Below are 11,580 nucleotides of genomic sequence, written 5' to 3'. Positions count from 1 at the left end.
ACTCTAATTTTCGCTAACTTTATAACTCATCAATAACAACTAAATAATGAGTACACAAGACGTAGCAAACAAGTGGGCACAAATGTGTCGCGAAGGTAAAAACTTAGAATGCATAGATGAGTTATATGCCGACAATGTAACCAGTAAAGAAATGCCGGGAGTTCCATATGGTGAATTTGTAGCCGGAAAACAAAATGTCTGGGATAAAAGTAAACAATGGCTTGATAATGTTGTAGAGTTTCATAGTGGAGAGATTTCAGATCCTGTTGTTGCTGATAACCATTTTACCAGTAAAATGAGCTTTGATGTAACCTTTAAAGATCGGGGCAGACAACAAATGGAGGAAGTTTGTGTTTTTGAAGTCAATAGCGGTAAAATTGTTAATGAACAGTTTTTTTATACCCTGTAGATTAATCATAAAAAATTAAAAACAAAAAGCTTTAGTTATAACAATTAAAGCTTTTTGTTTTTGAATAATATACAAAAGAAACCATTTTAAATGTTAAATTGCTTGAATTTATTTCTTACATTTGGAATAACGACCAACTAATTTTCTTTTTGAAAAAGTTAATTTTCATACTTTTAATAACATTGAGCTCCGGCAGTTTTGCTCAAAATAAATCATGCCATAATTTTCATACCGGTCAGTTTGAATATACATCTCCTAAATATGCTGAATGGCAAGTAACAAGAACCGATACCACTCAAATAGAAACGAGTAGCAAAAGTGGTTTAGAGATTTATAGTGTCATTTCATGGCAATCAGACTGTGAATACACCTTAACTTGTAGTAAAGTCTCTAATCCTGACTTCCAAAAATTGGTTGGAAAAGTTTTTAATGTGACTATAACTAAAACATTTGGTGACAACAGGTATACCTGTATATCAAAATGTAAGGCTATGGAGATCCCAGATCTAAAGCTGGAAATGGTAAAGGTAAATTAACATACCTCCCCGTTCTATTAAATATCTCCTTTATAAAAAATAAGCGTTTTCCCCTTTTAAAAGCAAAAATACATTTATGGTAAAAATGACATAAATGGTTTTTAAATTTCATATTTTTAAGAGATCAAAATCATGCCATATGACCGATTTACAAATCGCAAAGACCATTACGTTAAAACCTATTTCAGAAATTGCCCAAAAATTTGGAATCCACCCGGAACATATTGAAATGTACGGAAAATTTAAAGCAAAATTACCGCTAAACGCTATTGACAAAACAGTAGCAGCTAAAAGTAATCTCATACTGGTTTCGGCTATCTCTCCAACACCTGCCGGAGAAGGAAAAACAACCATGTCCATAGGCCTGTCTGAAGCATTAAACCGCTTAAACAAAAAAACTACGGTAGTATTAAGAGAACCCTCATTAGGTCCCGTGTTTGGAATTAAAGGTGGGGCTACCGGAGGCGGATACTCTCAGGTATTACCAATGGAAGATATAAACCTTCATTTTACAGGTGACTTCTCCGCTATTGAAAAAGCGCACAATCTACTGGCTGCTATCATTGACAACAATATTCAAAGTAAAACCAATTCGTTACGTATTGACCCCAGAACTATCGGATGGAAACGTGTGGTAGATTTGAATGACCGTGCATTAAGACGTGTCATTGTAGGCTTAGGAGGAACAACATCGGGGGTACCCAGAGAAACCGGATTTGACATTACAGCTGCCTCAGAGATTATGGCCATTCTGTGCTTAGCAGAAAATCTTTCCGATTTAAAAGCCAGATTAGGAAACATCTTTGTAGGGTATACCTATGATAAACTTCCTGTTTATGCTAAAGACCTGAAGGCAGAAGGCGCCATGACCGTACTTTTGAAAGAGGCCATTAAACCAAACCTGGTTCAAACTATTGAAGGAAACCCCGCCATAATCCATGGTGGCCCATTTGCTAATATTGCTCAAGGCACCAATTCAGTTATTGCCACGCTAATGGGCATGTCACATTCAGAATATACGGTTACTGAAGCTGGTTTTGGATTTGATCTGGGGGCTGAAAAATTCTTTGATATCAAATGCCAAAGTGCCGGATTAAAACCAAAAGCTGTGGTATTAACCACCACCATTAGAGCTTTAAAATATCATGGGGGAGCCGATTTAAAGTCATTAACCATTCCTAACCTGGAAGCTTTAGAAAATGGATTGCCAAATTTAGAAAAGCACCTGGAAAACATTACAAAATTTAATGTATCACCAATAATTGCTATTAATAGATTTACAACTGATAGCCATGAAGAAATTCAATTAATTAAAGATTTTGCAAAGTCAAAAAATATCAAAGTGGCTTTGGCTGATGTTTGGGCCAAAGGAGGAGAAGGTGCTATTGAATTAGCGCAATCTGTTATAGATATTGTTAATTCAAAAACCTCAGACTTTAAACCTTTATACCAATGGGCTTCAAAAGTAAAAGACAAAATAGAAACCATTGCTACAGAAATTTATGGTGCCGAACATGTAGATTACACTTCAAAAGCAAAAGCTCAGCTCAATAAAATCTCAAAATTGGGTCTGGAACATCTTCCTGTTTGTATTGCAAAAACTCAAAAATCATTATCAGACAATCCCAAATTATTAGGGCGTCCAAAAGATTTTATAATAACTGTAAGAGAAATTGAAATAGCAACGGGTGCTGGATTTTTAATCCCCATTACCGGTGATATTATGCGTATGCCGGGATTACCTGCGCACCCTGCCTCAGAACACATTGATATTAATGATGATGGCGAGATTTCCGGGTTATTCTAAATTCAAAAATAAGTTAATCTATCCTTTCAATCCGGGCACCAATAGCACGTAAACGCTCATCAATGTTTTCATAACCACGATCTATTTGCTCAATATTTTGAATAGTTGAGGTGCCTTTTGCTGAAAGTGCTGCGATCAATAATGATACCCCGGCACGTATATCCGGAGAGGTCATTGTTGTTGCCTTCAATGTTGATTTATAATCATGACCAATTACAGTAGCTCTATGCGGATCACAAAGTATAATTTTTGCTCCCATATCTATTAGTTTATCTACAAAGAACAATCTACTTTCAAACATTTTTTGATGTACCAATACACTACCTCTGGCTTGCGTTGCAACAACCAAAATAATGCTCAATAAATCTGGTGTAAATCCTGGCCATGGTGCATCAGAAATGGTTAAAATGGAACCATCAATAAAACTTTGGATTTCATAACCATCTGTATGCGCCGGAATATGGATGTTATCTCCTTGTCTTTCAACAGTGATTCCTAATTTTCTAAATGTTTCCGGAATTATACCTAAATCCTCCCAGGATACATTTGTAATGGTTAGCTCACTCTTGGTCATTGCCGCTAGGCCAATCCAACTGCCTATTTCAATCATATCAGGAAGCATAGTATGGTCTGTACCACCTAAACTTTTAACACCATCAATAATTAGCATATTGGATCCTACACCACTAATCTTAGCCCCCATTCTATTTAGCATCTTACATAGTTGTTGTAAATAGGGTTCACAGGCAGCATTGTAAATAGTAGTTTGTCCTTCGGCTAAAACAGCGGCCATTAAAATATTTGCCGTACCTGTTACCGAAGCTTCTTCAAGCAACATATAGGTACCTTTTAATTTTTCAGCTTCAACACCATAAAACTGTTCTTCTCTACTGTAGCCAAACTTAGCTCCCAGTTTTATCAAACCATCAAAATGAGTATCTAGACGGCGTCGGCCTATTTTGTCTCCACCAGGCTTTGGGATATACCCTTTACCAAAACGTGCCAGAAGCGGCCCTACAATCATTATGGAACCACGTAAACCACGGCCATCAATTTTAAATTGGTCAGATTCCAGGTATTTTAAATTAACCTCATCAGCCTGAAAAGTATAGCTTCCCTTTCCTAACTTTTCAACTTTTACTCCAAGTTTTTTAAGTAAAGTAATAAGCTTATTAACATCAACAATATCTGGTATGTTATGTATTGTAACTAATTCGGGGGTTAATAAAACAGCGCATAAAATTTGTAAGGCTTCGTTTTTTGCTCCCTGTGGCTGGATACTACCTTTTAATTGGTGTCCTCCTTCAATTTTAAATGTTCCCATGAACTTCTAGTAGCGTTTTCTTTGTCTGTTAGAACTCTTTTTATGATGCCCCTTCTTGCTGCCTGAAAATTTACTTTTTGATCGCATTAAACTTGATGCATCTGATAATGCTTCTTCAGAATTTTTTAAATTAATTCTTCCGCCGGAAAGCTCAAATAAGTGATCATAAATCACAGGATCTTCTACAGTATCTTTGTTCCAGTTCAAAAAGCACTTCTTCATGTGATTTGCTATAGTAAAAGTTAATGCTTCTTTCAATTCACCTTCTTCCCAAGTATTGGCCACATCAATCATGGTTTTAATATTATTTCCGTAGAAACGGTATTTTGGGAAATTTTGTGGGTACTTTAAAGGATCTGGCCTTTCCTCAAAAAGTTCTTTTGTTGGTTTTTCATAGGGGGAATCAACATCTAATTCAAAATTAGACATAATAAAAAGCTGATCCCAAAGTTTATGCTGAAAATCTGGAACGTCCCTTAAATGAGGCTGCATATTTCCCATTACTGAGATAATAGCCTTAGCCAATTTATTACGCTCTTCTTTACTTTCAATGGCCTTGGCATGATTAATCATTTTTTGCATATGTCTCCCATATTCTGGTATGATTAAATGCTCACGCTCTGTGTTGTATTCTAAATTATCTATCAAAATAAATATGTAGAGTTAAAAATTGTTACATGAAGTTTCCAAACGGCAAAATACAAAAAAAAACTAAAGACTTATGACGCCTTCTACTTTTTCTGCAACTTCTTTATACTTATCTATTACAGCATCTGGATCTTTCATTGAAACATTGATAGACACACTGGTATATTTACCATTTTTTGATTCTTTAGTTTCAATTACTGCTCCTAAATTATCAAAAAGGTCTTCTATTTGCTGTATTTTATCCCTATTTGAAATAACAATAAATTTATATAAATACTCTGAGGGCCATAATGCTGTATCGTATAATTGAGCCCTTAACTTTTTATAAAATTCTTCTGAATTTGGAGGTGTACCCATAGCTATTTTTTAGATTGCAAATATACGGTTTCATCTGTTCTTTCTTATCATTTTTATCAATGAGATATACCTTTGATTTAATAATCATATGATGCTGCAAAATCTTTAGTTATTAATGTTTGCTTTTCAATTTTTTTTATAGCTGTTAAATTCCGATTTTTACAGCAAATTTCATTAATTTGGGAACAAAAAGAATAGTTATTACCGGTGGCCCCGGTACAGGAAAGTCAACTCTTATTAATGATCTAATTAAGAGAGGTTATAACTGTCTTGAAGAAATATCCAGGCAAGTCACTTTAAAAGCCAAAAAGGAAGGTATAGACCAACTATTTCTAACCAAGCCCTTATTATTCAGTGAGCTCCTTTTAGATGGTAGAAAGCAGCAATTTGCTGACGCTAAAAAGTTTGGAAATCAAACTGTATTTTTTGACAGAGGCATTCCTGATGTATTGGCCTATATGGATTATATTGGAGATACTTATCCGCAACCGTTTGTTGATGCCTGTTTAGAGTCTGTATATGATACCATTTTTATATTAAAACCCTGGCAAGCTATCTATACTAGCGATAATGAGCGTTATGAAAACTTTGATCAAGCCTTAAAAATTCATGAATACCTGGTAAAGACTTATGAAAACTATAATTATCAGCTTATTGATGTACCTTTTGGTACTGTTGAGAACCGTACTGACTTCATCTTAAAAACACTTAATATGTAATATGGGGCACCCAATACACATATTAGAACGTTATTGGAACTTCACAAGTTTTAGACCTGAACAGGAAAATATTATTGAAGCCGTTATTGCCGGAGAAGACACTTTTGTTTTACTGCCTACAGGCGGCGGAAAATCACTATGCTTTCAAATACCCGCTTTAGCCAAAGCTGGTATTTGTATTGTTATATCGCCTTTAATTGCTTTAATGAAGGATCAGGTAGAATCTTTAAAAAATAAGGGTATAAAAGCTATGGCCTTAACCAGCGGGATAAGCTATGAACAATTAGATACCATGCTTGATAATTGTATTTATGGAAATTATAAATTCCTATACCTCTCTCCTGAGCGATTACAACAAGAATTAGTTCAGGGCAGGATCAAACAAATGCATGTCAATTTAATAGCCGTTGACGAGGCGCATTGTATCTCACAATGGGGAAGCGATTTTAGACCGGCATATAAAAACATTGCACTTTTAAGACAATTACAACCAAGTGTAAATATTGTTGCACTTACCGCATCGGCTAAACCAGAGGTAGTTACAGACATTACTAAGGAATTGGATTTTATTCAGCCAAAAATATTTAAGCACTCTTTTTTAAGGCCTAATCTGGCATATATGGTTTTTCATGAAAATGATAAATATTACAGACTTGAGGCCATTTTAAAAAAACACAAAGCTTCATCTATAATTTATGTAAGAAACAGAAGGCTTACTTTAGAGGTTTGTCAGTTTTTAAAATCTAAAAATATTTCTGCAACATATTACCATGGCGGGCTTTCAAATATTGAAAAAGAAACAAATATGACATCATGGTCACAAAACCAAAACCAGGTAATGGTAGCAACCAATGCTTTTGGTATGGGAATTGATAAACCGGATGTTAAAACTGTTATTCATTTAAACTTACCAGAGAGTATTGAAAGTTATTTTCAGGAAGCTGGCCGTGCCGGACGAAATGGAAAAAAGGCTTTTGCCATTATTCTAAAAAACAATAATGATGAATTATTGGTTAAAAACCAATTTCTGAATGTTTTACCAACAGTTGACTTTGTAAAATTGGTATACAGAAAATTATGTAACTATTTTCAAATATCTTATGGTGAAGGTGAATATCTGACCTTCGATTTTGATTTTAATACGTTTTGTAAAACTTATAAATTTCAATCTGTTTTATGTTACAATACCTTACTACTACTAGATAGAAATAGTGTAATTACCTTATCAAAGCAGTTTAAGAATAAAATAACGGTTCAATTTATAATATCAAACAGTGCCATATTTGGTTATTTAGACACGCATCAAAACTATAGTATTGTAGTTAAGTCAATATTAAGAATGTATGGTGGGATTTTTGATCATGTCACTAAAATTGATGTGAGCAAAGTTGCAAATAAAGCTTCTGTAAGTGAAAATACTTTAATTGAAGTGTTACAGCAATTAGAGAACGATGAAATCATAACATTACATTTAGCAAAAACAGATGCTCAAGTCACATTTATTGAACCCAGAGAAGATGACAAAACCATTAACCGCATAGCTTCAATAATCGAGCAGCAAAATAAATTAAAACAAGATCAGGTCAGCGCTATGCTTGACTATATTGAAAATGATTCGATCTGTAAAAGCGTGCAACTTCTCTCCTATTTTGGTGAAAAAAATGCAAAACCTTGTGGCGTTTGCTCTGTTTGCCTTGAGTCTAAAAAGAAAAACGCTACACAGGATGTAGGCCACATCAAAAAACAAGTTATAAAATTACTTGAAAGCGGAGATCAATCGTCCAGGTCTATTGTAAAGCACCTCAACTGTACTGAAGAAGAATTAAAAACGGTTCTTAAATTGTTATTAGAACATGAAATTATAAGCATAACATCAACCAATACATATAAGTTAAGTCATTTATAAAATAAGTAAACAGATCATTTAATAGTAAAAAAACACAGCTTTAAATAACTGTATTTCAAACAAGTAAAACAAAACAAACAGTACAAATAGATGAAAGCATTGCGAATAGTATTTATGGGAACACCAGATTTTGCTGTAACCACTCTAAAAGCATTAGTTGAAAACAAGTATAATGTTGTAGGTGTTATAACCGCTCCTGATAAGCCTGCCGGGCGCGGGAGAAAGTTAAACGAAAGCGCTGTAAAACAATACGCCAAATCTCAAGACTTAACCATTTTACAACCTACTAATTTAAAGGATAATCACTTTTTAGAGGAATTGAAAATGCTAAAAGCAAATCTTCAAATTGTTGTAGCTTTTAGAATGTTACCTAAAGTAGTATGGCAAATGCCTGAGTACGGTACTTTTAATTTACATGCCTCACTATTGCCCAATTACCGTGGTGCAGCACCTATTAATTGGGCAATCATTAATGGGGAGGCCAAAACCGGAGTTTCAACATTTTTTATTGATGAAAAAATAGATACCGGAGACATGATCCTTCAGAAAGAAATACCTATTGAACCTGATGAAAATGCGGGCAGCCTTCATGATAAATTAATGCACATGGGAAGTCAGTTAGTTTTAACAACCGTTGCTGCAATAGAAAATGGAACGGTTAATACAGTACCTCAAAGAGAAACTGAAAATATTAAAACAGCATATAAACTCAATAAAGATAATTGCAAAATAAACTGGGATGCTCCTATAGATAATATCTACAATCATATTAGAGGGTTAAGCCCTTACCCTGCAGCTTGGTGTACTTTGATAAATGGTAAAAATGAATTAGACATTAAATTATATCATGCTGAAAAAGAATTAAGCCGTCACAATCTTTCAAATGGTAGCATTATTTCATCCAAAAAGGATTTAAAGATAGCCGTATCAGAGGGCTATATAATACTAAAGGAAATAAAACTTCCCGGAAAGCGAGCCATGGATATAAAATCACTTTTAAACGGATATACTTTTGAAACAAATGCTAAAATGCTCTAAACCCTTATTATCATTGATATCATAAAATATCCGATAAAATACACAGCCTTTATTAACAAATACTTTAAGTTATTAACAAAACTATGTATTTCCCTTGCTGTTACTTGCACGATTGCATAATCCGTATAAATTTGTAGAGGATTTAACAAAAAACGTTTAACCAATTTATTAATAATTAAATTTTATATTATGAACAAAACAGATTTAATCGACGCAATGGCAGAACACGCAGGAATAACTAAAGCAGCTGCAAAAAAAGCTTTAGAGTGTGCGCTAATTGAAATTGAAGGAGCTTTACAAAAAGGTAACAGAGTTTCTTTAGTAGGATTCGGATCTTGGTCAGTATCTAAAAGAGCGGCTAGAGACGGAAGAAACCCACAAACTGGAGAAACTATCAAAATCAAAGCTAAAAACATTGTAAAGTTTAAAGCTGGTTCTGATTTATCAAATGCTGTAAACTAAGAATTTACTTCTTTTACAATAATATAAAATGTCTTCACAACGTGAAGGCATTTTTTTATAATATGACTAAAGCTTTGGTTTTTTAACAAATAAATATTAGATTTAGTTATTAATTTCTCAAAGTATGGTTAAGACTAACCCAAAAAAAGGAGATTTATTAATTGCCGAACCTGCAATTATAGGTGATGTTTCATTTAACCGTTCTATAGTTTTACTTGCTGATCATTCTGAAGAGGGTTCTATTGGCTTTATTCTAAACAAACCTCTTGAATATACCATTAATGATTTAATACCTGAACTGGAAGCTACTTTTAAAGTTTATAATGGAGGCCCTGTAGAACAAGACAATTTATACTTTATACATAAAATACCTCAGCTTATACCTAACAGTATAGAAATTTCCTTAGGGATTTATTGGGGTGGGGATTTTAACAAAGTAGCAGAGCTTATTAAAGACCACACCATTAAAGAAAGTGATATTAAATTTTTCTTAGGGTATTCCGGTTGGGCATCAAGTCAACTGGAAAGTGAATTAAAATCCAGTTCCTGGGTCATTTCAGAAAACACCTATAAAAAAAACATTATTGAAAAAGATTATGAATTTTTCTGGAAAGAAAAGATGCTGGAATTTGGAGGTGAATACAGTATTTGGTCTAATGCCCCTGAAAACCCCAGCTACAATTAGTTTAATCTTATTTTTACGTTTAATTTCTGAAGTAAATACTTTGCCGCTTGATCAGTAAATATTTTTTTCCTGTATTTACTTATAGGTTGTATTCCCATAATGACATTGGTTATAAAAAGCTCATCAGCCTTTTGTAATTCAAATGGTGATATAGAAGTTTCTTCCAATTCATACTCAGAATCCGTTTTAAGGATATTCAATAGTTGCGTACGCATAACACCTTTTAAACAACCATCACTTAACGGAGGCGTTTTTATTGTTTTGCCTTTAACTAAAAAGAGGTTTCCATTAAGCACTTCAACAACTTGTTTGTTTGTATTTAAGAGCAGACAATTATTCAACCCGTTCTCTTTGGCATAAATACCGCCAACTACATTAAGCGCCTTATTATTAGTTTTTAAAGTAGATAACAAGCTGGGAGAAATATAATAATCCTTAAACAGGTCTACTTCATAAAAATCGTCATTAATGGCATAAAATGCTTCTTGTATTGACTTTACAGTAATAACAAAACTTACAGCATTGGTAGTAGGAGTATACAACCCTCCTTCATTTCTATGGACCATCAATTTAATTCTGGACGAAGCGCTCGTCAAGCCATTTGCTTCAAGTGTTTTATAAATCTCACGCTCTAAAAACTCCATAGTAAAAGTCATAGGAATCTCCATACGCATAATTCGCATGGAAGCCATCAACCTAAAATAATGATCCTCCCAAAATAATATTTTACCAGTACTAATTCTTATGGTTTCAAAAAGGGCGTCACCATAATTATAGCCTCTGTTTTGTATTGATATAATACTATCTTTTTCTAAAAGTGTTCCGTTAAAATTTGTCATAAAAAAACCCGCCATCATTGATTTTTGAAAGCGGGGCAAATATAATTTAAATTATACTATTCTAAATTAAGCAGAGCCTAATACTTGCTTTAAACTTGAAATTTGATTTACCCAAAGCATTTTTGCTTCTTCCACCTCATCCTCTTCAGCAAAGTCAGTGACCATTAAAGAGACATCCTTTGTAATTTCATCAACCTGAATTCTAATTTCAAAATAATACGATTGCTCATCCTCTTCATCTTCAAGCCATCTAAATTTAACACGCTCACCACTCTTTTTGTTTAAAAGTTTGGCCTGTTCTTCACTACCGTCCCAAATAAAAGTAAACAATTCTCCTCTTGAATTAACATTATCGGAAAACCACTCTGATAAACCTGATGGTGTAGATATATATTGATATAGTAATTGAGGGGATGCATGTATTGGGAATTCAATATCAAATCTAATTTTATCGTCCATAAGTCACTTTGAAATTAATTTTGTCCAATATATACATTAATTGATAAGAATGATAATAATTTTTAATAATAATTTACCCGAGTTATGTTTGCTTACAATAATTTTGTTTTTATATTTGCAGCCTTAAATTATGGCGAGGTAGCTCAGTTGGTTAGAGCGTCGGATTCATAACCCGGAGGTCTCGAGTTCAAATCTCGATCTCGCTACAATAGTCAAAAGCTTGATACAGTGTATCAAGCTTTTTTTATGGCTAGAACTCAGTATTTACTCTTAGGAGAAATTGATATAAAAAATGAAGTTTATACTACACATTAGCCTTTAACTTCTTCTATTCAATTTACAGAAAACATACTCAGGTTATACAATTATTATAATTCTATAAAAACACTGC

At 33.6% G+C, this 11,580-nt stretch carries 13 protein-coding genes and 1 tRNA gene; 9 read left to right on the top strand and 5 right to left on the bottom strand.

The genetic code is table 11. The features are described 5' to 3' along the window. Positions 1 to 46 precede the first annotated feature (46 nt). The 3 genes from VOI54_RS15490 (at position 47) to VOI54_RS15480 (ending at position 2,752) form a co-directional block, all read left to right on the top strand. Positions 47 to 409, top strand: a complete 363-nt coding sequence (locus tag VOI54_RS15490) for a SnoaL-like domain-containing protein (protein ID WP_326283975.1) — start codon at positions 47 to 49, stop codon at positions 407 to 409. A 149-nt stretch (positions 410 to 558) separates the two neighbouring features. Next, positions 559 to 945 (top strand): hypothetical protein, encoded by a 387-nt coding sequence (locus tag VOI54_RS15485; protein WP_326283974.1) that lies wholly within the window; start codon positions 559 to 561, stop codon positions 943 to 945. Between the two features lie 139 nt (positions 946 to 1,084). Further along, positions 1,085 to 2,752 carry a formate--tetrahydrofolate ligase gene (locus VOI54_RS15480; RefSeq protein WP_326283973.1) on the top strand — a complete coding sequence of 556 codons (1,668 nt, stop codon included), beginning with the start codon at positions 1,085 to 1,087 and terminating at the stop codon, positions 2,750 to 2,752. Positions 2,753 to 2,765: 13 nt separating this feature from the next. Here the strand turns inward: VOI54_RS15480 and murA are convergent, their stop codons facing one another. From murA to VOI54_RS15465, 3 genes are all read right to left on the bottom strand, one after another. Then, positions 2,766 to 4,076 (bottom strand): UDP-N-acetylglucosamine 1-carboxyvinyltransferase, encoded by a 1,311-nt coding sequence (gene murA, locus VOI54_RS15475; RefSeq protein ID WP_326283972.1) that lies wholly within the window; start codon positions 4,074 to 4,076, stop codon positions 2,766 to 2,768. A gap of 6 nt (positions 4,077 to 4,082) precedes the next feature. After that, positions 4,083 to 4,724, bottom strand: a complete 642-nt coding sequence (locus tag VOI54_RS15470) for a DUF4290 domain-containing protein (protein WP_326283971.1) — start codon at positions 4,722 to 4,724, stop codon at positions 4,083 to 4,085. Between the two features lie 63 nt (positions 4,725 to 4,787). Beyond that, complete coding sequence (locus VOI54_RS15465) at positions 4,788 to 5,081, bottom strand: DUF493 family protein (protein ID WP_326283970.1); 294 nt, start codon at positions 5,079 to 5,081, stop codon at positions 4,788 to 4,790. A gap of 179 nt (positions 5,082 to 5,260) precedes the next feature. Between VOI54_RS15465 and VOI54_RS15460 the strand changes: the two genes are divergently transcribed. The 5 genes from VOI54_RS15460 to VOI54_RS15440 all read left to right on the top strand — a co-directional run bounded on the left by VOI54_RS15460 (position 5,261) and on the right by VOI54_RS15440 (position 9,891). Then, complete coding sequence (locus VOI54_RS15460; protein WP_326283969.1) at positions 5,261 to 5,800, top strand: AAA family ATPase; 540 nt, start codon at positions 5,261 to 5,263, stop codon at positions 5,798 to 5,800. Position 5,801: 1 nt separating this feature from the next. Then, on the top strand, positions 5,802 to 7,706 hold the full coding sequence (locus tag VOI54_RS15455; protein ID WP_326283968.1) for a RecQ family ATP-dependent DNA helicase: 1,905 nt from the start codon (positions 5,802 to 5,804) through the stop codon (positions 7,704 to 7,706). Positions 7,707 to 7,796: 90 nt separating this feature from the next. Then, the gene (fmt, locus tag VOI54_RS15450; protein ID WP_326283967.1) at positions 7,797 to 8,744 is read left to right on the top strand and encodes a methionyl-tRNA formyltransferase; all 948 of its coding nucleotides are present in this window, start codon (positions 7,797 to 7,799) and stop codon (positions 8,742 to 8,744) included. A 189-nt stretch (positions 8,745 to 8,933) separates the two neighbouring features. Then, positions 8,934 to 9,206 (top strand): HU family DNA-binding protein, encoded by a 273-nt coding sequence (locus tag VOI54_RS15445; protein WP_136482828.1) that lies wholly within the window; start codon positions 8,934 to 8,936, stop codon positions 9,204 to 9,206. Between the two features lie 124 nt (positions 9,207 to 9,330). Further along, the gene (locus VOI54_RS15440; RefSeq protein WP_326283966.1) at positions 9,331 to 9,891 is read left to right on the top strand and encodes a YqgE/AlgH family protein; all 561 of its coding nucleotides are present in this window, start codon (positions 9,331 to 9,333) and stop codon (positions 9,889 to 9,891) included. On the opposite strand, the gene VOI54_RS15435 is transcribed toward VOI54_RS15440, so the two are convergent. Together VOI54_RS15435 and VOI54_RS15430 are read right to left on the bottom strand one after the other, a co-directional pair. Then, positions 9,888 to 10,730 (bottom strand): aminotransferase class IV, encoded by an 843-nt coding sequence (locus VOI54_RS15435; RefSeq protein ID WP_326284069.1) that lies wholly within the window; start codon positions 10,728 to 10,730, stop codon positions 9,888 to 9,890. The genes VOI54_RS15440 and VOI54_RS15435 overlap by 4 nt on opposite strands. A gap of 66 nt (positions 10,731 to 10,796) precedes the next feature. Continuing rightward, the gene (locus tag VOI54_RS15430; protein WP_326283965.1) at positions 10,797 to 11,189 is read right to left on the bottom strand and encodes an START-like domain-containing protein; all 393 of its coding nucleotides are present in this window, start codon (positions 11,187 to 11,189) and stop codon (positions 10,797 to 10,799) included. A gap of 132 nt (positions 11,190 to 11,321) precedes the next feature. Here VOI54_RS15430 and VOI54_RS15425 point away from each other — a divergent pair. Then, positions 11,322 to 11,395: transfer RNA gene (locus tag VOI54_RS15425), tRNA-Met, on the top strand. Positions 11,396 to 11,580 lie beyond the last annotated feature (185 nt).

The organism is Alterotamlana spongicola (genome assembly GCF_035818475.1).
In the GTDB taxonomy this organism is placed as follows: Bacteria; Bacteroidota; Bacteroidia; order Flavobacteriales; family Flavobacteriaceae; genus Cognatitamlana.
This window is presented reverse-complemented; position numbering and strand designations above follow the sequence as displayed.

Excerpts from the sequence above, each read along its gene's own strand:
- VOI54_RS15490 (WP_326283975.1), top strand. The coding sequence starts at position 47 with ATGAGTACACAAGACGTAGCAAACAAGTGGGCACAAATGTGTCGCGAA.
- VOI54_RS15480 (WP_326283973.1), top strand. The coding sequence starts at position 1,085 with ATGACCGATTTACAAATCGCAAAGACCATTACGTTAAAACCTATTTCA.
- murA (WP_326283972.1), bottom strand. The coding sequence starts at position 4,076 with ATGGGAACATTTAAAATTGAAGGAGGACACCAATTAAAAGGTAGTATC.
- VOI54_RS15465 (WP_326283970.1), bottom strand. The coding sequence starts at position 5,081 with ATGGGTACACCTCCAAATTCAGAAGAATTTTATAAAAAGTTAAGGGCT.
- VOI54_RS15455 (WP_326283968.1), top strand. The coding sequence starts at position 5,802 with ATGGGGCACCCAATACACATATTAGAACGTTATTGGAACTTCACAAGT.
- fmt (WP_326283967.1), top strand. The coding sequence starts at position 7,797 with ATGAAAGCATTGCGAATAGTATTTATGGGAACACCAGATTTTGCTGTA.
- VOI54_RS15445 (WP_136482828.1), top strand. The coding sequence starts at position 8,934 with ATGAACAAAACAGATTTAATCGACGCAATGGCAGAACACGCAGGAATA.
- VOI54_RS15440 (WP_326283966.1), top strand. The coding sequence starts at position 9,331 with ATGGTTAAGACTAACCCAAAAAAAGGAGATTTATTAATTGCCGAACCT.
- VOI54_RS15435 (WP_326284069.1), bottom strand. The coding sequence starts at position 10,730 with ATGACAAATTTTAACGGAACACTTTTAGAAAAAGATAGTATTATATCA.
- VOI54_RS15430 (WP_326283965.1), bottom strand. The coding sequence starts at position 11,189 with ATGGACGATAAAATTAGATTTGATATTGAATTCCCAATACATGCATCC.